The organism is Streptomyces griseorubiginosus, from assembly GCF_036345115.1.
In the GTDB taxonomy this organism is placed as follows: Bacteria; Actinomycetota; Actinomycetes; order Streptomycetales; family Streptomycetaceae; genus Streptomyces; species Streptomyces griseorubiginosus_C.
In genome coordinates, this window is sequence record NZ_CP107766.1 from 938,127 (window position 1) to 956,355 (window position 18,229).

At 67.2% G+C, this 18,229-nt stretch carries 16 protein-coding genes; 5 read left to right on the forward strand and 11 right to left on the reverse strand.

The window, feature by feature from the left end:
- The first annotated feature begins 109 nt into the window (after nucleotides 1-109).
- Genes OHN19_RS04420 through OHN19_RS04430 form a run of 3 tightly spaced genes read left to right on the forward strand, consistent with a single transcriptional unit; the run spans nucleotide 110 to nucleotide 5,446 of the window.
- On the forward strand, nucleotides 110-1,018 hold the full coding sequence (locus OHN19_RS04420) for a radical SAM protein (RefSeq protein ID WP_330262855.1): 909 nt from the start codon (nucleotides 110-112) through the stop codon (nucleotides 1,016-1,018).
- Nucleotides 1,015-1,461 carry a DUF6375 family protein gene (locus OHN19_RS04425; protein WP_330262856.1) on the forward strand — a complete coding sequence of 149 codons (447 nt, stop codon included), beginning with the start codon at nucleotides 1,015-1,017 and terminating at the stop codon, nucleotides 1,459-1,461. The genes OHN19_RS04420 and OHN19_RS04425 overlap by 4 nt, the downstream gene beginning before the upstream one ends.
- A complete protein-coding gene (locus tag OHN19_RS04430) occupies nucleotides 1,448-5,446 on the forward strand; it encodes a hypothetical protein (protein ID WP_330262857.1) in 3,999 nt (1,332 codons plus the stop codon). The genes OHN19_RS04425 and OHN19_RS04430 overlap by 14 nt, the downstream gene beginning before the upstream one ends.
- A gap of 94 nt (nucleotides 5,447-5,540) precedes the next feature.
- Here OHN19_RS04430 and OHN19_RS04435 read toward each other — a convergent pair whose 3' ends face one another.
- The 9 genes from OHN19_RS04435 to OHN19_RS04475 form a co-directional block, all read right to left on the reverse strand.
- Complete coding sequence (locus OHN19_RS04435; protein ID WP_330262858.1) at nucleotides 5,541-5,798, reverse strand: hypothetical protein; 258 nt, start codon at nucleotides 5,796-5,798, stop codon at nucleotides 5,541-5,543.
- Nucleotides 5,799-5,814: 16 nt separating this feature from the next.
- Nucleotides 5,815-6,336 (reverse strand): flavin reductase family protein, encoded by a 522-nt coding sequence (locus OHN19_RS04440; protein ID WP_330262859.1) that lies wholly within the window; start codon nucleotides 6,334-6,336, stop codon nucleotides 5,815-5,817.
- 218 nt (nucleotides 6,337-6,554) lie between these two features.
- Nucleotides 6,555-7,538 (reverse strand): alpha/beta hydrolase, encoded by a 984-nt coding sequence (locus OHN19_RS04445; protein WP_330262860.1) that lies wholly within the window; start codon nucleotides 7,536-7,538, stop codon nucleotides 6,555-6,557.
- Complete coding sequence (locus tag OHN19_RS04450; RefSeq protein WP_330262861.1) at nucleotides 7,535-8,665, reverse strand: LLM class flavin-dependent oxidoreductase; 1,131 nt, start codon at nucleotides 8,663-8,665, stop codon at nucleotides 7,535-7,537. Before OHN19_RS04450 ends, OHN19_RS04445 begins: the two co-directional genes overlap by 4 nt.
- A gap of 94 nt (nucleotides 8,666-8,759) precedes the next feature.
- The gene (locus tag OHN19_RS04455; protein WP_330262862.1) at nucleotides 8,760-9,290 is read right to left on the reverse strand and encodes an SDR family NAD(P)-dependent oxidoreductase; all 531 of its coding nucleotides are present in this window, start codon (nucleotides 9,288-9,290) and stop codon (nucleotides 8,760-8,762) included.
- Nucleotides 9,242-9,649 (reverse strand): SDR family NAD(P)-dependent oxidoreductase, encoded by a 408-nt coding sequence (locus OHN19_RS43890; RefSeq protein WP_419249504.1) that lies wholly within the window; start codon nucleotides 9,647-9,649, stop codon nucleotides 9,242-9,244. Before OHN19_RS43890 ends, OHN19_RS04455 begins: the two co-directional genes overlap by 49 nt.
- 1 nt (nucleotide 9,650) lies before the next feature.
- Complete coding sequence (locus OHN19_RS04460) at nucleotides 9,651-10,553, reverse strand: SDR family oxidoreductase (protein ID WP_330262863.1); 903 nt, start codon at nucleotides 10,551-10,553, stop codon at nucleotides 9,651-9,653.
- A 730-nt stretch (nucleotides 10,554-11,283) separates the two neighbouring features.
- A complete protein-coding gene (locus tag OHN19_RS04470; protein ID WP_330262864.1) occupies nucleotides 11,284-11,955 on the reverse strand; it encodes an alpha/beta hydrolase in 672 nt (223 codons plus the stop codon).
- Between the two features lie 171 nt (nucleotides 11,956-12,126).
- Nucleotides 12,127-13,191, reverse strand: coding sequence for an alpha/beta hydrolase family protein (locus OHN19_RS04475; RefSeq protein ID WP_330262865.1), 1,065 nt, complete (start codon nucleotides 13,189-13,191; stop codon nucleotides 12,127-12,129).
- 640 nt (nucleotides 13,192-13,831) lie between these two features.
- Here OHN19_RS04475 and OHN19_RS04480 point away from each other — a divergent pair.
- Entirely contained in the window at nucleotides 13,832-14,194 is a 363-nt protein-coding gene (locus OHN19_RS04480; protein WP_330262866.1) for a hypothetical protein, read from the forward strand.
- The gene (locus OHN19_RS04485; RefSeq protein WP_330262867.1) at nucleotides 14,191-15,864 is read left to right on the forward strand and encodes a sodium:solute symporter family transporter; all 1,674 of its coding nucleotides are present in this window, start codon (nucleotides 14,191-14,193) and stop codon (nucleotides 15,862-15,864) included. The genes OHN19_RS04480 and OHN19_RS04485 overlap by 4 nt, the downstream gene beginning before the upstream one ends.
- Nucleotides 15,865-15,932: 68 nt before the next feature.
- Here OHN19_RS04485 and OHN19_RS04490 read toward each other — a convergent pair whose 3' ends face one another.
- Both OHN19_RS04490 and OHN19_RS04495 read right to left on the reverse strand, forming a co-directional pair.
- The gene (locus OHN19_RS04490) at nucleotides 15,933-17,468 is read right to left on the reverse strand and encodes a HAMP domain-containing sensor histidine kinase (RefSeq protein WP_330262868.1); all 1,536 of its coding nucleotides are present in this window, start codon (nucleotides 17,466-17,468) and stop codon (nucleotides 15,933-15,935) included.
- Nucleotides 17,465-18,208 (reverse strand): response regulator transcription factor, encoded by a 744-nt coding sequence (locus OHN19_RS04495; protein ID WP_330262869.1) that lies wholly within the window; start codon nucleotides 18,206-18,208, stop codon nucleotides 17,465-17,467. The genes OHN19_RS04490 and OHN19_RS04495 overlap by 4 nt, the downstream gene beginning before the upstream one ends.
- Nucleotides 18,209-18,229: the final 21 nt, after the last annotated feature.

The following is an 18,229-nucleotide window of genomic DNA, read 5'->3' on the forward strand; positions in this document are numbered from 1 at the left end:
GCCGGAGCCAAGTCCGGCCCGAGAACCGTCGACGAGACCTCGTGGATGGGGATGCCGTTCGCGGAACATTTCCCAGTCGCACCTCGGTATCGCAGACAGCGGTGGCATCATGCTGTCGATGAGGTGCAAGATCCGCATGTCCGCATCTGGGGTTCACCTGTTCGACCGCGTCTCCGGGGTCAACGTGCTGCTCGACGAGGTGCGTGTTCCCGCTGGGCAGTTCTCCCGTGCTCCGCGGTACCTGTCCATAGCGCTGACGAACGCGTGCGAACTCCGCTGCTTCTACTGCTACGCACCCAAGCATGCCGCTGCGCTCGGCAGAGACCGTGTACTGGCCTGGGCGGTGGAACTCGACGCCGCCGGATGTCTCGGTGTCGGCTTCGGAGGCGGGGAGCCAACCGCGTACCGACGCTTCGCCCAGCTCTGTTCGGAGATCACCCAGTCCACGTCCATGGCGGTGACTTTCACAACGCATGGGCACCGGCTCACACCCGAACTCGTCAGTTCCCTGCGCGGGGCCGTGCACTTCACGCGTCTGTCAGTCGACGGGGTCGGCACCACCTACGAGCGGCTCCGCGGCCGGCCGTTCGCAGCCGTAGTCCAGGCCGCTGCATTGCTCGGCTCACTCTCGCCCTTTGGCATCAACGCGGTCATCAACGCCGACACCATCGGCGAACTTGACGACCTCGTCGCGTTCGCTGACGAAGTCGGCGCGTCCGAACTGCTGCTCCTGCCGGAGCAGCCCACCGCGGCGACCCCCGGCATCAGCGACGCCGACGCACAGCGCCTTGTCGAATGGGCCGCAACCGCACGAAACAAGGTCCGACTCGCAATCTCCCGTACCGGCCTCGAAGCAGCACTGCCCACCGCAGAGGCCATCCCCGGCGAACTCCCCCTCGACGCGCACATGCATCTCGACGCGACCGGCGTCCTGCGCCCCCACGCCTACGCAAGCACGGGGCTGCCAGTCGTGGGCTCCATCATGGACGTCGTGCAGACGCTGAAGGAGACGGGATGAGGATCTGGAACGGCTACGGTTCGGAGCACTCGATGAACCTCGTTCTGATCGGCCGATTCGAGACGGTCGCCGGTGCGCAAGCAGCGGAGGAGCGGATGGAGGCACTGCAGGCCCTCGCTGAGGCTGCGTGGTCCGACGACGACTGGCGGAGTCCCGAGGAACGCATGCCTCGCGAACTCGGCGAAGCACTGAGCCAGATGAAGCTCTATGACATGGGGCGGTCCGACGTCGATGCTTTCGCTCTTGATCACAATGTCACCCGTGAGGCGCAGACGGTCCGGATCTGGACCGACGAGTCCGACGTCCAGGGATTCCTGAAGGTGCTCCTGCACCACGGTGCGAAAGTCGAGGTCTTCTCGCGCCACACGTGGGACGAGGAAGCTGTCACCCGATCCGATGCGACGGACGCGAGCAACAGCCGGAGCGACGGTGGATCTGACTGAGCTGGCACGCCTACCCGGCGCGGCCGACCAGAACTTCGAAGCGCTCACGCGGGCCATCGTTGCCCGCCGCTACGGGGCGCTGGGCACGATGCGAGAGCGCCGCAACCAACCCGGCGTCGAGTTCTACATGCACGTCGACCACGCCGGCGACCTGGGCGATCCCGGCCGGATCTGGGGATGGTCGTGCAAATGGTTCATCCTCAACAGCAAGAATGAGCTCAGCGCAGGCCAGCGCACGCAGATCGAGGACTCTCTCACCAAGGCGATCCAACACGTCGTAGGACTGACCGACTTCGTGCTCTGCCTGCCACAGAGGCCTGCCAAGGGTGACGAGGAGTGGATCAACGGACTCAGTCGGCGAGATGTCCGCGTCAAACTGTGGTCCAGCGAGAATTACGACGCCGAACTGGCCGGACACGACGAGCTCCGCTCCACCTTCTTCGGCGAACTCGCCCTCACCCCGGAGAAACTGGCGCGATCCCACGAGCAATCTGTGGCACCGGTTGCGGCCCGGTGGGCCCCGCAGCTGCACACCTCCCACCACGTGGAGCACCGCATCGACCGGGCCTTGTTGGGTCCGGCGTCGTTCGAGTGGCTGCAGCAGCGAACCGACGACGTCACAGCACGGCTCCAGGCACTGCGCGCAGCCCTGGACCGCCTCGACACCGATACCCGTGCAGGTGCCGAGGAGATAGCCGACGATCTGGAGGGGTTCGTCGACGGTCTGCGCGCCATCGTTGACGCCGGGAGGGGCCTTCGGCCCTGGGAAGTGCGCGAGCGCCTCGCCGACCATCAGCCTCCGGGAACCTCTCCCCGAACGCTGCGACGCCTGGTGCTGAAGCTCAGGCAGCGTCGCCTTCCCGAGGCGCTGCTCGTCACCGGTCTCGGAGCGGAGATCCGCGACATCGTTCAGTGGCTGACCGAGACACGAGCGGACGCCGAAGCCCCGCTGCTCGCTGTTGTCGCCGCTGCCGGGCAAGGCAAGACACACCTCGCCGCGCAGATGACCGCGCCGAAGGACCGGCCGACAGCCGGGGTGTTCATCCAGGGGGCAAGCCTGCACACCGCCGACACTCTCGACGACCTCGCGCGACGGATACCCGGACTCAGGGTCGACCGCTTCGAGGATCTCCTGGAAGCGCTCAACTCGGCCGGAGCTCGTGCCGGCTCCCGGATACCGCTGATCATCGACGGTCTGAACGAGGCCGAGCGGCCCCTGAAGTGGCGTACCCTGCTCGCCGGGCTGGTACCGGTCCTGGGCAGCTTTCCCCACGTCGCGGTGATCGTCACTCTCCGCGAGGTGCTCGCCGACCAGACCCTCCCGCAGCACACCGTAACCCTGGAACTGGAGTGGCAGCACGCGGAAGTCGACGACATCCTGCGCGTCTACTTCAGCCACTACCTCATCAACCCGGCCGACGCCTGGCTTCCGGTCGACACTTTCCACAACCCACTGTTCGTCCGCATGTACTGCGAGGCCGCGAACCACGACCGCCTGGTGCCGGTGGGCGCGGAGGCGCTGCCGCAATCCCTCATCGGCGTCTTCGAGCTGTACCGCGATGGTGTGACCGAGAGGCTGGCCCTGGACCCGTCCCGCATTCCGGTGCCAGCCGACCAGATCAAGCGCCGCCTCGCCACTATGGCGAGACACTTGTGGACGCACAACGTCCGCCGGCTCCCGTTCGACGAAGCGCGAAAAATCCTCGACGCCGACCAGCCGAACTGGGACGAAAGCCTGCTCCGGCGCCTCGTAGAGGAAGGAGTGATCTTCCGCGAGGAGATCAGGGGTTCCGACGACACCGAGTGCGGCTTTGTTTTTGACCGCCTCGCCGGATACCTGATCGCCGACGCGATCCTGGTGCGCATGCCCTACGCGGAAGTCAACGAGCAGCTCGCGGAGACAACTCTCTGGCAGTTCCTCGTGGGGAACGAGGCGCACCCCCTCGGCGAAGACACCCTCATCGCTCTCATCTCACTATTGCCGCGCCGCTTCACCGGGCACCACCTGTGGCGCGTCGCCCCAGATGAGCACCGTTCGACCGCGCTCGCCCAGGAACTGACCACCGAGTCGGGATTTCTCGACGACGAAACTGTCGAAGCGCTCGCAACCGCGCTTGTCGCCGCACGTCCAAGCAACAGGAAGGGCCGGCCCGCATTCGACCGTCTGTGGGAGATCCGCAGGTCCGCCTCGCACCGCCTGAACGCCACCTTCCTGAATCAGGTCCTACGCCAACTGCCCCTTTCCCAACGCGACCTGCGCTGGACCGAATGGGCTCGAGGCCGGACTCGCCGGCTCACCGCAGACCTGAACCGAGCGATCGGCAGGTGGACCGAGACCAGCAGTCGCGCCGAGAGCGACGACCTGGACGCCCTGGCCATCGCCTGGCTGCTGGCCTCCACGAACAGGGGCATGCGGGACCTGGCGACGAAAGCCCTCCAGCGTTACGGCCGACCGGAGCCCAAGCGGCTGTTCGACCTCGCTGCCCGGATGCTCGATGTCGACGACCCCTACGTCGTCGAACGGCTCGTCGCCGCCGCGTTCGGCGCCGTCAGCACCCACCAGATGCCCGATCCCGGCGGACCGCTGGAACACGCGCTGCGGGACTGGCTGGTGCGACTGCGTGACAGCTTCCTTCACGGTGGGGCCACACCCACCTCCCACGAGCAGCTACGCGGCTACGTACGGGCCGTCTACGAGTTCGCCGGCACCCTCCACCCCGCTGCCGTTCCCGACGGTGTCGACGCCTTTGCGCCGAGGTTCGCCGCCGTGACGCCCGCCGAGGTGATGGAGGATGACGACCCCAACGCCGAAGAGTGCGACCGCACCTTCGGCATAGACTTCGAAAATTACGTCATCGGAACTGCGATCAACGGTCGGGACAACTATGACTTCCACCATCCCGGCTACCGCAGGGCCCGAGCCGAGGTCATGGCCCGAGTCTGGGAACTAGGCTGGCGCAAGGCAGAGTTCGGCAGTGTCGACCAGGCCATCGCAACGGGTACCGACCGGCCTGCCAGCACCCACGAGAACGTGGAGCGCTACGGGAAGAAGTACGGCTGGATCGGGTATCACGAAATGGTCGGCCGTCTCGTGGACGCCGACCGCCCACCAGCTCGGTTCGGGACCGCGGAACGTTTGATGCCCGACATCGACCCGACCTTCCCCGACACGCCCCCGGTGGTGCCCGTGCCCCTTCCCCCGTGGGCGCCCGCGGAGGCCACGGACGACCGGACGTGGGTCACGTCCGGGACAGTTGCCATCCCGGACCGACTGTGGTCACCCGAGGAAATTTACGGAGTCGACGGCGGCTGGCTTCTGGTCGAGGGGTATCTGAGTCATCGCCGCCAGGGCCGGACGGTGTTCGGGTTCTTCCGCACCCTCCTCCTGGACCCGAAGGACGCCGAATCCGCACACCAGCTCGCCAGCGAGCACCCCTACCTGGGTAACGACTTCTTCCCCGCGCTGCCGTCGGTCCGTGACGTGCTGGCCGCGGAGATGCCGTGGAGCCCCAGGTTCAAGCTGACCTTCGGCGTAGCAGACCCAGTCCCGCCCCCGGCGCTGCGCAGCCACTGGCAGGACAACGGCATCACGCTCCACCAGGTCGCTGTAGATTTCGCCACCGAAAACACCTCGGAGACTGGGCTCGGCGGGGCCTATGACGTGCCGTCGTACGAGTTCGCCGCCCGGTTCGGCCTGCGCCAACTGCCTGGCACCTTGGACCTCGTAAGCCTAGACGGCAGGCGCGCCTCCGCGGCTTTCCGCGCGGATGAGCCCTGGCGCGGCCACCTGCTCTTCCTGCGTCGCGATCTCGTCGAGGACTTCGCCGGCGATCAACGGATAATGCAAGTGGCCTGGGGCGAACGCGAAGTGACCGTCGACTGGCGCTCTGTTCCTTCCTGGATACGCGAGGCTCAACGCAGCCACGCGACCGTGTGGCGCCACCTCCGGATGCTTGGGGTGAATCAGCACGGCCCCGACAACTGACGGGCCGTGCGCTGCTCCGACCTGACCCAGAGCTGTCTCGGCGCCTTCACGGCGTACACGCGCGCTCGGTGCCGACAGCGCTGCGATCGTCTGATCAGCTCTGATCCCCTGCACCACGCCGAAGGTATTTGCCACGATGACGAGCGAGGTCTCGACATGGTTCGCCAATCGCCAGGTTCAGGCCGGTGGCCGCGAACAGGAGAAAATTCAGCAGATCGCGGAGCTGCGCCACCACGCGGGGGGACAGGGGGGCGGCGTGTTCGGCGATCACTGCGTCGGGACCGTATCGAGTCAGGTGACCCGCCGCCTCCTCATGGCGAGCCGCCTTCAGCGCCCTCTGGGCGGAGTTCACTCCGGTTCCTCCACGATTACGGGTCTCCGTCCACCACCGTGTGGGTGCCGAAGGTCCGCGCGTGGTAAGTCAAGGGCGCGCCCTCGCGATGGTCGGCGTGCAGAACCTTGCCCAGCAGCGCCATATGGTCCCCGCCGTCGACCATCGACTCGATCTCACATACCAGCCAGCCGAGCGCGTTCGGTAGTCGCGGCAGTCTATGGTCGAGCAGCCACCGGGTGTCCGCGAACTTGGCGGCCCCGCCCTTGCGGGCGAAGCGCAGGGCGACATCCGAGTGCGCCGAGCCCAGCACGTTGACGCCGAATCGGCCGGACCGACCCACGATGCTCAACAGCTCACTCGTCCGGTCCAGGGAGACGAGAACCATCGGAGGGGAAAGCGACAAGGACACGAACGCGCTGACCGTTGTACCGTGCGGAACTTCCTCCTGGATTCCCGTCACGACCGTTACCGGCGTAACGACTTGGGCCATCGCGTCGCGGAACATCCGTGACAGGTAGTCCGAATCAGAGCTGCTCGTCGTGGAAATCGCCGTCATCACTACACCTCCGAGTCCTCGTTTCCCCGCCCTGTCGCGGGCTCTCTGAGGGCCACCCCCTGCAACTGAGCGCGAGGCCGGTCCCCGCGTCAGCGGCCGGGCCAGGCGGCCACTGCGGCTCTCCACGCTCGCTTCGATGAGCCGAGGGCGACTTCGCCCGAACAGCCTGCCCAGGGCGCTCGTTGTTGGCTGCCCTGGGCTCGTCAACCGAGGTGCGGTCACTGCCGAGGTACTCCGGTGGGAGAGGCCTCTGGCCCGCGCCCGACCTGGCGGAGAAAGGCATCGATGCGGTCGTTCGCCTGGTCCGCGAGGGGGATGGGGGCTCCGGTGAAGACATGCCCGCCGCCGGGATAGACAGCTATTTCGGCCTCGTTGCCGGCCGCGATCCAGCGGGCGTGCATGAACAACGAGTCGTCCAGGAACGGGTCCAGAGTGCCCACCGTGAACAACGCCGTCGGAAGATCCCGCAGATTCGCGAACAGCGGCGACAGATCTGGATCCTGGCGTTGTTCGCTCAGGGGCGCAACCGCGTTCGTACATGCTCGGATCATGTCCACCGAAACCGGCACCGCGTCGGCGCCGAGCAGGGTCTGGCTCGGGGTCATCGAGAGGTCGAAATTCCCGAAGACAAGGTTCGCCGCCTGGAACCCGGTGGACCCAAATCGCTCGCGGAGCCGGACCAGGACGGAGGCCGCGAGTGTCGCGCCCGCCGACAGGCCACCGATCGCGAGCGCATCGGTGCCGAACTCCGACTTCGCATTGTCGATCAGCCACAGCGCCGCGGATTCGGCGTCATCCCATGCCGCGGGGTGAGGGTGCGCGGGCGCCAGCCGGTAGTCCACGTCGATGCAGGCGAGCTCGGTGTTCCGCGCGATCCGCTCCAGCTCCTGATCCGACTGCGCCGCGTCGCCACTGACGAACCCGCCGCCGTGGAAGTTCAGGTAGACGCCCTTGGGGCGGTCCGGAGCGATGACCCGCAAAGCCAGTTCATGACCGCCCCGCCCCGCTATCCGGATGGTGCGTGCCCGCTCCGAAGGCTGTGTGGGAGGCATCGGAATGCCGCCGCCCGCTTCGGGCCCAGGCGCGCGCTTCACCAGCTCGCGAAGCCGCAGATTGAACTCGGTTGTTTCGGGTGCAATCGCTTCCGCTCGGAACAACCTCCCGTCAAGCCCGCTCACCTGGACCGGTTCGGATGTCGTCATCGCGTACCGGCCTCACTGGTGCCAGCCGCGGATTCCGCGGCATCCCCGTCGATGCTGCTGGACGCCGGCCAGCTCTTGATCTCCGGCACGCACTGCTCGGCGAAGCACCGCATGTTACGCACCGCCTCATCGTGAGGCATCCCGCCGAAGAACAACTGCGGGAACATTCCCTGCGGATGGATCTGGTCGCGCGTCTCCTCCAGACGTTTCAGCACCTGGTCCGGGGTACCGGCGATGATCTGTGAGACGAAGCCGTCCACCATGCGCTCCACGTCCTCGTCGGTGTCGATCGCCGGGATGGGCCCGTAGGCCGGGCGGCCGCGCATCTGGTAGTGCCAGATGCCGACACGCTGCGCGTTGCCCCCGTACAGGCGGGCGATCTCCTGCGCACGGTCTGCGCTCTCGTCCACCACGATGATGCTCGAGGCGAAAGGCGCCGGAGGCTTGTTGTCGGGGCCGTGCGCTTCCCGCCATGCGTTCAGGTAACTGTCGATCGGCAGCCCGCCTTCGGGCGCCTTGAACGGAAGTGTGGTGGTCGTCAGCTGTCCCAGTCCCAGCCGGCCGGCCTGGCGCTGGCTTTCGGGGGACCCGAGGGCCGCGAACAACCGCCCCTTGAAGGAACGGCCCGGTCGCGGCCGCAGCTCCACCCGCGGCTGCCGGTAGAACTCGCCGCCCTCCATCACGCCCGTCTCCAGTCCGTCCACGAGGAGCTGCAGCATCTCGTCGTAGCGCTGTCGCGCCGCCTCCGGGTCAATGCGTAGGCCCTTGTACTCGCGCGGCGCCATGCCACGCCCGAGTCCGATGATCGCCCGGCCGTTGGACACCTCGTCGAGTGTGATGATCTGTTCAGCCAAACGGACCGGGTCGTGCCAGGGCAGGACGAGCACCTGGGTACCCAACCGGATCCGCCGCGTGCGGCCGGCGAGGTAGGACAGGAACATCAGCGGGTCCGGAGCGAGGGAGTGGCGGGTGAAGTGGTGCTCAGTGAGCCAGACCGAGTCCAGGCCCAACTCCTCCGCGAGCACCCACCGTTCGAGCTCCTCGCGTACGAACTGGCCGTCCGGGTAGTCGGCCTCCTCGCCGTCAGGACCATAGTGTTGAAGACCTGTGGCTATTCCTATGTGCATGCGGCTGCCTCCGAGAAATCGATTATTGGTTGTCGCGCGTGTAGGCCCGACACGAGAAGACTGAGAGCTGGGTCGGCAAGAACGGACCGGTGCTTCAGCCAAGCAATTCGGTGAGGGCGCGGCGCATGGCCCTGTCGGCCGCGAGGCGTTCGAGATCGGGTTCTTCGTCCGGTATCAGGGCGAGGAGCGCCTCCCGCCAGAGTTCGATCAGGCCCTTGGCCATGCGTTCGGTGAACACATAGGGCTCGTCGTGGCGGATGGCGTGCAGTACCTGACGGCCAACCTCAGATGGATCGCTGCCGAACGACGCGAGCATGCCCTGCAACATCTCGGGGTCCAGGCCGGCGTCGGTCGGCGCGAGGCCGGAACTATGGCCCCAGTACCGCTCCGGGCGCATGTCGCTGTGCTCGTGGATGTTCGTGTTGACCGCCGAAGGGCAGAGGACCGTGGCCCCGATGTTCTCGTCCGCCAGGTCCTCGCGCAGGCACTCCATCAGCGCGACGACACCGAATTTGGCAGTGGAGTAGATTCCGCCGTTGCCGGCGACAGTGACACCGCCGAGCGAGGCCGTTTCCATCACATGGCCCGTGCACACGAATTCGCGGCAGAACAGTGGTGACACCATTGATGACGCCGCCGAGATTGACCCCCAGCAACCAGTCCCCGTCCTCCCAGGTGGCCTGGGCGATGGGGGGTGAGGACGCCGACCCCCGCGTTGTTGCACAACACGTGGATGCGGGAGAAGACCCGCTCGGCCTCATCGGCCGCCCTGGACCAGGCCGCGCGGCCGACCACGTCCAATTTGACGAGGTGGAACTCCGCTCCACCTCGCGCCAAAGTCTCCTCGGCCGCAGCCAGATGGTCGTCCCTGAAATCGACGACGACTACTTTCATGCCGGCTCGGGAGAACGCCTTCGCCATGCCGAGCCCGATACCGGAGGCACCCCCGGTGATGAACGCGACCTTTCCCGAAAGGTCCCGCATCTCAGCCTCCCTCCCCTACCGGACAGCGGTTTCCGGACCGCCCCTGCGCTGTGTAGACAGCGCCCCACAGGTCAGGCGGCGGACCGCTTACCGGCAGCGCGCGGTCGGGCGCTGCCGCACAGGCCGTCAGCAGAGGCTCGAAATACCACGCGATATCCTCGCGGAACTCGGCGTGGGTGAATATGTACATGTCGTTCCGACGCATTCCCTCAAGCGCTCGGCGCCCGACCTCGATGGCCTCCATCCCCGCGTCCATCGGCGAGCTTCGCGGAGGTAGCGGCGGGCCACCCGGGCTGTTTGCCGGCAGTGGGGAGCGGGCCCCCCAGGTTTTGTTGCGCGTCAGGCCCGGACAGAGAACCGATACGCCGATGGCTGAATCGAGCAGTTCGGCCCGCAGAGCCTCCATCATCCCCAGCACTCCGCGCATGGCCACCGAGTAGATCCCGGAGATGTCCAAGGGCGTCAGCGCCGCCATGGACGCCGTGGAGATGATGTGGCCGCCCTGGCCGTGCGCGAGCATCCTGCCCAGGAAAGCCTGCACGCCGTTCACCACCCCACCCAGGTCGACCCCGAGGATCCGGTCCCAGTCGTCGTAGCCGGTATCCGCGATCCGCCCGAGCGCAGTGATCCCCGCGTTGTTCACCAGCACATGGACGTGCCCGAACACATGCTCAGCCTCGTCTGCTGCCCGCTGCCAGTCGATGCGATCGGTGACGTCCAGAGGGATGAAGTGGAAGGAGCCGCCTGCCTGCGTCAGCAGGTCCCGGGCCTTGGCCAGGTGATCCTCGCTCACATCAGTGACGACGACCTTCATACCGCTTTCCGCGAAGGCTTGGGCTATCCCCAGACCGATGCCACTGGCCGCTCCCGTAACGAACGCGACCTTGCCTGCAACGTCTCTCATCGTGCATGACCTCCTCACCAAGTATCTAACAGTGTCCTGAATAGCCGGACTACAATGTCGCTTGATAGGACAAGTGAAGCCGAGAGGATGAGGTAAGTCAAGCGCCGGGTGACCGTGGTGCGGGACAGAAGTGTCCCGTACCACGGTCGTTTTCTTGGCGAATGTGTCCGACACTGCGCGCCCGGAACCCGCCTCACAGGCTGGAGGCGACGCCGAAACAGACACCGAGAGGGCCACCGCGATGGCTGGGGGATGACCGCTTGATGCCGCAATGACGCTGGTGGGTGCGAATGGCGCGGGAGGAATACGCCTCGCCGGCCAGGACCGTGTGCGGGGTGATCGTCGGACGCCTGCTCGGCCGGGGCACTCGTGTGCGGGCCATGACCTGGTGAAAGCGGGTGCGTCGCCCACCTGGCCGGTGTCAGGTGGCAGGGCTGGGGGCGGGAACGACCGTTGGAGACAAGGTGGATCTTGGTGGTCAATCCGCCGCGTGAGCGTCCGAAGTCATGGTCGTCCGGCTCGTCGGCAGCGTCCCCTTCTGAAGGGCTCCGGCCGCGTGCCGATGTGCGCGGACGATGGTGGAGTCGACTGCGAGGACCCAGTCGAGGTGGCGGCCTTCGGCATCGACCCGGGCCAGCAGAGCGGTGAAGTCTTTCCCCCGGTGCTCTCGCCACCGCCCGCTCCGCTTCGGCGCTCGACCGGGTAACAGCGGTCCGCCACCACGCTACTTTCAGCGGCGGCCGCGACCGTCAGGCGTGCCTCGGACAATCAGTTCCGCGAGTTCAGCCGGGCGGGTCAGGAACGGCGAGTGGTCCGTGGGCCACTCGACGACCTCGGATGCGTGCGCTGCCATCTCGCGCTGCGACACCGGCGGCAGAGCCTGGTCGTTCGTGCACACGAGGTAGATGCTCGGAGTCAAGCGCCACGCGGGTTCGGTGTCCGACACGCTGGGTTGCTCCAGCGGCATGGGACGCAGGCGCGCGACCCAGGCGGTGGCCGCCTGCGCGTCGGTGTCGCCGTAAAACACGGCAGCGGCCGCCTGCGGATCCACCCTCATCTCCAGTCCGTCGAAGAGGAGTGAGGCGGCGAGGAGACTGCTTATGGCCGGCACGTCCGCTTCGCGCGGATCGCCGAGATACGCCGCGACATAGACGAGCCGGGCCACGGGAAGGCCGGTCGCAGCCTGGGTGATCACCCGCCCACCGTAGGAGTGCCCGACGACGATCGCGTGACTTCCCGCGGCCTGGATCGCTGAGCGGGCCGCGGCAAGATCCGCGGCAAAGCCGGTCAGTGGCAGTTCGACGGCTGTCGCCTCGACGCCGCGCTGCTGCAACTCGGCGACCACGCCGTCCCAGCACCAAGCTCCGTGCCATGCTCCGTGGATCAGTACAACCTTTGTCATTGTGCAACTCGTTCCGTCTCGGGGCCGGCGAGGCCATCCGTCGCGGCTCAACCGGCAAGGTGACTTGCACCCCGGCCCTCGTCGTCAAAGAAGCAGGACAACTACGCGCAGCCCTGCGGGCAACCGCTCACAGGGGGCATGGACGCACGGTCAGTGGCAATGCCCGACACCTCACCTGCTCACACACGACAACTGGTGGCGGTCGATCCACTCGAACATCAACTCAAGTACCTGGGGCATCTTGGAAGCGGCGCAGTGCCCGGTGTCCGGGAGCAAGTGGACTTCCGTGTCCCGGCGACCGACGAAGACCAGGGTGTCGTGCTGTGGAACATGGACGTCACCGGCGCCATTGACGACCAGCATCGGGACGTTGGTGTCGAGGTTGAGCAGCGGGCGCAGATCGAACGGCGGCCAGATCCTTGCCAGTTGCACATCATCGGGTTGATGGTCGAACCCCAACGCATTGCCGACAACGCCCTCCATGCCATACGCGAAGGTCCGATCCTGGGCGAAGGCCGCTTCGATGGGACCGCCGATGACGATCGCCGCGTCGACATCCCCCGCCAGGCCGGAGCAGGCCGAGAAGTGACCGCCCATCGATATGCCCAGATGCAGGACGCGTCCGTTGCCCAGCGCCCGCGCCTCGATGGCCAGGGCGCGCACGAGGTCAGCGCCGTCCTCCGAGTCCATGGGGCCGGCACATTCGCCGGTGCCAGGAATGTCGAAGGCCAGCACGCCCATGCCGGTTCGCAGGGCGACCGTCTCGAAGAGCCCGTGGAGATCCATTTTCCAGGTGTCCACTCCACCGCTAGCGAGCAGGACGGGGGAATCCCCTGACCAGCCCGGCGGAGTGAGAAAGTGCACGGGTACAGCGGTGACTCCCTCGTCGCAGGGCACCTGGACAGCCCGGCGCTCAAACCCGACCTTGAAACCGGGAGCGGCAAGCAGGTACTGCTTGAGCTGCCGCTCCAGCGCCGTGCGCTTGGCGTCGTCGGCCAGCGTGGGAAACTTCGCCCATCCGTAGGCCAGCGCCGCAAGGTGATGCTGGCCGAGCTCCGCATATAGGCCGGCCAGTCTCGACCACTCGTACACCCAGCCGCCCGGCTCGTCGAGCCACATGTCAGTGACCGCCGATCGGACGGTGTCGACGTCCGCGCGGGGCAAACCGTTGTTCACCATCTGCCCGTACCGCTCGACGAACAGGTTTTCGGGGGCGACCCTCCACCGGTAAGGCATGCGGAAACCTACTTCCCAAACAGCGCTGATACAGGACTTTTGCTGTGGATACCGCAGGGAGCACGCTCCTGGCCCTGCAGGCACACGACATCGAGCCTGCTGAGCCGTCGGCAGGTCGGCGATCGAGGAACACAGGTGGGGGCGGCTTCCTGACGTAGGAACACGTATGCGCATGACCGCGCACGGCGAGACATCCGCCGCCGAGCTCGCGGTGGGAGCCGTGCGGCAGGGTTGAAAGGTGCCGCTCTGTCGCATAGGCCCTCCTCACCCCGACCAAGCGCTGGTTTCACACATCTGACCGGCTCACCAGCCCTCGACAGGAGTGCTCAGCTCTCAGCGCACCGGTGATACTCCCGCCCTCCACGCCACCGACACTATTGTCCCGCTTAACAGAACTCAAGTTTCGCATCAGAGGACATTGGCGACCGCTTCCGGTATCGTCTGCGCCTGCGTCGACACCTCGCCGGCGGCTCACCGCCGCGTTTGGCGCCGCCCCCGCTGCTCGACGACGACAGCCCTCCCCCACGTCCGGCCGCCAGACGCTGCCGTCCGTCACGGAAGCGCTGCCCCGCGGCGCGGGGTCGATTCCCGGAGCGGCCGCAGACCGACCCACAACCGACCATGCACGTGAAGGTAAGCGATGCGACTCTCAGCTCAGCCACCAGAGCACCAACGGTTCCCCGATCACCCCGACCAGTCGCCGCTGTCTCAGGCGCGTCACCGGGCAGTGCACCTGGACTTGGCGTTCCTCGTACCCAACGCCCTGTGCTTCGGCACCGCGGTCACCCTGATCGCGGTCCCTGGCGATCTGCTCGCCACGCGACTGTTCAGCACCGACATGACCGCGGGCCTGTCGCTGTATCTGCTCCAGGCAGTGGCCCTGCTGGCAACGGCCCACCGCTTCGACCATCGCAGTGCACGCTTGCTGGACCCTCTGCAGCACGAACCCGCCGAGGCGAACGCAACCGCCATGCCCGTCCAGCAGATCGGAGGGTTCAGATGAATCACAGCAGCACCTTCCTCGCGGCGGCGGCCGATGATCCCTACGCCTTGGTCCTCAGCTCCTTCATGCTCTTCATGGTCCTCGCCCTCTTCGGCTCGGTCTTCGCGGGCCTGCGCGGAGACTCCCCGCCGGACTTCTACATCGGGGACCCGCAGGGCTCGGCATGGAAGAACGGCCTGGCGTTGGCGGGATGCTATGTCTCCACGTCTTTGCTGCTCAGTGTGACCGGTGTGGTGGCGACCGTCGGCTTCGACGGCATCACCGCCGCGACCAGCGTGCTTCTGTCCATGGGTGTCCTCCTTCTGCTGGCACGACCCCTGCAGCTCAGCGGCTCCCTCACACTCGGCGACCTCTTCTCGCTCCGGGCGCCGGGCACCGCGCCTCGGGTGGCCGCCGCGGCGGCCACCCTCGCGATCACCGCTCCGTACCTCGTGGCTCAGCTCATGGCCGCCGGAAACGTCACCGCGGCACTCCTCGGGTTCTCCGGCATCGGGGTGCAGCAGATGTGCACCGTGCTCATCGGAGGCCTGGTGGTCACCTGCGGCATGCTCAGCGGCGCCAAGGGGCTCACCGTCATACAGGTGATCGCCGCTGCCGTCACGCTCGCGGCCATGCTCTTCGCGTCCCTGGCCGTGCTCCGCCTCTTCCACGGAGATGTCGGCACCCTGCTCACCGCTGCGGACGCGCACAGCACCCGTCCCGGCCGGTATCTGAGTACCGGTGGCCTCTCCAACGTCGGCCCAACACCACGTCTGGACTTCGCCGCGGGACAGGTCATGACGGTCCTCGGCGGCGTGTGCATGCCTCACGTCCTCAGCCGCGTCTCAGCGGCAAAGGACACCGCCACAGCACGCCGCTCCGTCCGGTACGCGACCGGTGTCGTCGCGCTCGTGTGCGTCACCGTGGTCATTCTGGGCATGGGGGCATCGGCCCAAATCGGTGCTGACGCCATTCTCTCCGGACAGTCCAATGCGGACGACTCGCTGATGCTCGTGGCCGGCAGTCTGGATGACGGGCTGGGAAGTGGCACGAGCCGTCTGCTTTTCACCGCGCTCGCCTGCGCGATCTTTCTCAGCGTGCTCGCCGTCGTGGGCGCCACCACGCTCGCGGCGGCCGCCGCCCTGGCCCGGGACACGTACCACCATCTCGTTCAGCGCCGGCAGTCCAAGCCCACGCGTGAACTGATGGTGGCACGCATGGCCGTCCTGCTCTTCGGCGTCCTCGGCATCCTGCTCGCCGTACTGGCGCAGGGACGCTCCGCCGCCTTCCTGGCTCAGCTCGCCACGGCAGTGGCTGCGTCGACCGTGGCCCCGGCTCTGCTCTACACGTTCTACTGGGACCGCTTCAACCGAACGGGCCTGCTGTGGGCCGTGTACGGCGGCACCATCCTGAGTGTCGGCCTGGCACTGTCCTCACCCTCCGCCTCAGGCGGCTCGCAGGCCTTCCTGCCGAACGCCGACTTCGCCTGGTTCGACCATGGCACCCCGGTTCTGGTCTCCGTCCCGGCCGCCTTCCTGCTGGGTTGGGCGGGCAGCCTTTTGGGGCGCCGTCGAGCCCATAGGCACCAGGCAGAGGAGGCATCGGTGACCACCGCTGCCCTGCTCATCGGGCGGACTGCCGCCACAGCGGCAGCAGTTGGACGCACCGCCGGGCGTCGACCATCGGACTGAGCAGTACCCAGGATCTCCAGAGGCGTGGCTGAGCGGCCGGTGTGACCCGGTGGGCAGGGACCCGGCCATCAGCCGGAAGCGCCGCTGGATCTCCCGTCCGAGGTCCGCGCGGGGAGGACGAGTCGGAAGGTACATCCCTTACCGGGCGCGGTGTCGAGTTCGAGGCGGCCACCGTGGCCTTCGGCGACCGCGGCGGCAATGGAGAGACCCAGGCCGCTACCACCGTGGGTACGGGAGCGGGAAGGGTCAGCACGGTAGAAACGCTCGAAGACGTGCTCGGCGTCCTGGGCCGTGAGCCCGTGCCCTTCGTCCGCCACTTCCACCACGCTTACGGGCATACCGTCCGGCAGGGGCGGTGACGCGCCGACACCCCCCGGGCGGTCGGATCCGCAGGTGCCCACGCCCACCCGGGTCTCGCCCACCCTGACATGGACCGCGGTACCGGCCGGGGTGTGGACACGGGCGTTGGACAGCAGGTTGTCGACGATCTGTCTCAGTCGATGGGGGTCGCCGACGGCCTCGACCACATCCAGTTCGCCGTTGCCCGCCGGGTCCGACAGGGGGCCCAGGTCGACCGGATGGCTCGCCCCGTGCAGGGCGGCGGTCCGCACGGCGTCCGCCGCCAGGGAGAGCAGGTCCACCGGGTTCTTGTCGTACGACGGCTCCCTGTCCAACTGGGCGAGAAGTTGGAGGTCGTCGACGAGGAGGCCCATCCGCTCCGCGTTCTGGGCGATCAGCTGGTGGGCCTCGGTCTGCTCATAGGCCGACAGACGCTCCTGGCGCAGTGTGAGCTGTGCGTAGCCCTGGATGGCGGTGAGCGGGGTGCGCAGCTCGTGGCCGGCGTCGGCGACGAAACGTCGCATGCGCGCCTCTGACGCCTCCCGTTCACGCAGGGCCAACTGCAGCCGCTCCAGCATGGAGTTCAGCACCCGACCGAGCCGGCCGATCTCGGTGCGCGCATCGATGTCAGGGAGTCTCAGATCCAGTTGCCCCGCTCCGATGCGCTCGGCTGTGTGTTCCATACGAGTCAGCGGGAGCAGACCGAGCCGTACCACCCAGCGGCCCAGCGCGAGCAGGGCGGCGACGGTGACGGCCAGCAACACCGCGTTCAGCCAGAGAATCTTGGACGTGGTGGCGTCGACGGTGTCCAGCGGCAGGGCCACGACGGCGTGCATGTCTTCCGGACCGGAACTCAGCAGCACTCTCCACCGGCTGTCGCCGCTGACGGATGCCACCGTCCTTGGACGGCCAGCGTGCAGGCCGAGCCGCGCCAGGGAATCCCCGATCCGTGGACCTGGCTTGCCGTCGGCACCGAGCGACACAGCCGTCCGCCGACCGGAGACGTCGTAGAAGTAGACCCGGAAGTCCGAGGGCAGGACGTCGGGCCGGTCCCCGCGGTTGTTCTCCTTGAGAGCCTCGAAGTAGGCCGGTCCGGGTGGGTGGAAGTCCGCCAGTTGCTGGTCGACCCGGTCCAACAGCCACGTGCGCAGCACCATGAAGCCGATGAGCTGGGAGGCGGCGACGGCGACCGTCGCCAGCAGCGCCGCCCCCAGGATCAGGCGCCGTCGCAGGGACCCGGGAATTCGAGGCAGCAGCCGATTCACTGTTCCGCCGTCCCGCCCGGCTCGCGCGGCAGCCGCAGGCAGTATCCGATGCCGCGCACCGTGTGAATGAGCGGCGGCCCCAGGCGGTCGACCTTCTTCCGCACGTACCTCACGTACGTCTCGACGATCCGGGCATCTCCGGCGAAGTCGTAGCTCCACACGTGATCGAGGATCTGGGCCCTGGTCAGGACCCTGCCCGGGTTGGCCAGCAGATAGGCGAGCAGCTTGAACTCGGTCGGCGACAAGGGTACGTAGTGCCCGGCGCGGTGCACCTCGTGAGCGCCCTCGTCGAGCTCAAGGTCGGCGTAACGCAGCACAGTCTCCGGAATGAACGGTTCCACGCCTTGGACAACCGTGCGGCGCAGGATGGCCTCGATACGGAGCAGCACCTCGTCGATGTGGAACGGCTTCGTGACGTAGTCGTCGCCGCCGGAGCTCAGCCCTTTGATGCGGTCGTCGACGTCGATGCGGGCGGTGAGGAACAGCACGGGCACGTTGTTCCCGGCCGCCCGCAATCGTTGTGTGACCTCGAAGCCGTCCAGGTCGGGGAGCATCACGTCGAGCAGCACGAGGTGCGGCTCCCGTCGCTGGATCTCGATGAGGGCGGACTGGCCGTTCTCCGCGGCGCTCACCTCGTATCCGGTGAGCCGGAGGGTGGACTCCAACAGGGTGCGGATGCTGGGTTCGTCCTCGACCACGAGGAGCCTGTATCGCGCCCTGTCCGCGGGCTGCTCTGTCATCGTGACGTGCGGTCCGTTCTG